A 1,967-nucleotide genomic window follows, 5' to 3' on the forward strand; every position below is an offset into this window, starting at 1 on the left:
AAATATATAAAGATAGATACATTCTATGCCAGCAGCCAGTTATGTTCGGTTTGCGGATACCAAAATACAGAGATAAAAGATTTATCAATAAGAGAATGGTCGTGTCCAGTTTGTGGTGCAAAACATGATAGAGACATTAACGCTGCAAAAAATATACTGGCGGAGGGATTACGACAAATAGCATAAGAAGAATAACTATATAGGGCAGGGACTGCCCCAATTTACGCCTGTGGAGATAGTAGGTCACGAGGTCTGTGAAGCAGGAAGCCCATTGGCTTTAGACAATGGGTAGTTCACGCGGCAGAATTATTAGAGTGTTTTCAGTGGAATGATAAGGAGTATGATTTGCAGCATGTAAAAGGAATTGGCAGATGTGATGGTGTATTCCCAGAATCTGTTGGATGCCCCTGGATTGGACGTGGATGAAATTATCAATATGAAGATGACAATGAATGAGGCAAAATATCCGGTGGAGAAAGCCAAAGGCAGCGCAAAGAAATATAATGAGCTTTAAGAAGGAAGCGGGCTGAAATAGTGTGTTATGGCGGCCACAGTGCCTTATCGGGATGAAAATAATCCGAAAGAGCAAACCGCTTTATATTATTCGAAAATGGTGGGGAGAAAACAATGCAGACTTATACATATGTATCAAAAGGGAAATTTGAATTAAGAGAAAAATCGAAACCGGTAATCATGCATGAAAGGGATGCTATCGTAAAGGTAACGCTTGCGAGTATCTGTTCCAGTGATTTGCATATCAAGCATGGAAGTGTTCCACGTGCAGTTCCGGGAATTACTGTTGGTCACGAGATGGTTGGAATTGTTGAAGAAGTTGGAGGTGCTGTTACTCATGTTAAACCGGGAGACAGAGTAACAGTAAATGTGGAGACATTTTGTGGTGAATGTTATTTCTGTAAAAAAGGTTACGTCAATAACTGTACTGACCAAAATGGCGGTTGGGCTCTTGGCTGTCGCATCGATGGCGGTCAGGCTGAGTATGTGCGTGTGCCGTTCGCAGATCAAGGTTTAAACAAGATTCCAGATGAAGTTACAGAGAGACAGGCATTATTCGTTGGAGATGTTCTGGCTACCGGTTACTGGGCAACTCGTATTTCTGAAATTACAGAAGATGACACAGTACTGATCATTGGTGCAGGTCCTACAGGAATCTGTACATTGCTTTGCGTTATGCTGAAGAATCCAAAGCACATTATCATGTGTGAGAAAGACGAAGAACGTATTCAATTTATTAATAAGCATTATCCGGATGTACTTACTGTTTCCCCGGAAGAATGCGAGAAATTTGTTAAGAAAACAAGTGATCATGGTGGAGCAGATGTTGTTCTCGAAGTTGCCGGAGCAGAATCAACGTTTCGTCTTGCATGGGAGTGCGCAAGACCAAATGCAATTGTAACAATCGTTGCACTTTATGATAAAGCACAGAGTTTACCGCTTCCGGATATGTATGGCAAAAATCTTATTTTCAAAATCGGCGGAGTAGATGGATGCGACTGCGATGAGACATTGAAACTGATTGCTGACGGAAAGATTAATACAGAACCACTTATTACGCATACCTATCCTCTAAGTAAGATTGAAGCGGCTTATGATCTCTTCGAGAATAAGAGAGATGGTGTTATAAAAGTAGCTGTTGAGTGTTGGCATTAGTCGTTATCGCAGCACTTCTGACATTTCTTTTACCAAAGGGATTTTACGAAACATAGAATATTTTATTGCACTTGATAATTGGGAGTGATTTATGATGAAATTAATTCAGAATATTGATGTTTATGCCCCACAGCATCTGGGGAAAAAAGATGTACTTACAATCAATGATAAGATTGTTAAGATTAAAGATGCAGGTTCTATATCCGCAGACGGATTTCTTTCTGAGGCAGAAATGATCAATGGAGAGGGGTTACTTTTAACTCCGGGATTCATTGATAGCCACGTTCATGTACTCGGAG

Annotated in this window: 3 protein-coding genes and 1 pseudogene; all 4 read left to right on the top strand. The window is 40.6% G+C overall.

All coding sequences use genetic code 11. The features are described 5' to 3' along the window. On the top strand, positions 1-186 hold a 186-nt coding region (locus WMO25_RS17545), incomplete at its 5' end, for a zinc ribbon domain-containing protein (protein WP_349086477.1). A gap of 187 nt (positions 187-373) precedes the next feature. Then, on the top strand, positions 374-514 hold the full coding sequence (locus WMO25_RS17550; RefSeq protein WP_349086479.1) for a MazG-like family protein: 141 nt from the start codon (positions 374-376) through the stop codon (positions 512-514). Between the two features lie 113 nt (positions 515-627). Beyond that, positions 628-1,668, top strand: a complete 1,041-nt coding sequence (locus WMO25_RS17555; RefSeq protein ID WP_015513292.1) for an alcohol dehydrogenase — start codon at positions 628-630, stop codon at positions 1,666-1,668. A gap of 91 nt (positions 1,669-1,759) precedes the next feature. Continuing rightward, positions 1,760-1,967: pseudogene (locus WMO25_RS17560) on the top strand (beta-aspartyl-peptidase); the annotation flags it as partial.

The organism is Coprococcus intestinihominis, assembly GCF_040096555.1.
GTDB classification, from domain to species: domain Bacteria; phylum Bacillota; class Clostridia; order Lachnospirales; family Lachnospiraceae; genus Coprococcus_A; species Coprococcus_A intestinihominis.

What these genes read in the sequence shown, in the direction of transcription:
- WMO25_RS17555 (WP_015513292.1), top strand. Translation starts at nt 628, where the DNA reads ATGCAGACTTATACATATGTATCAAAAGGGAAATTTGAATTAAGAGAA.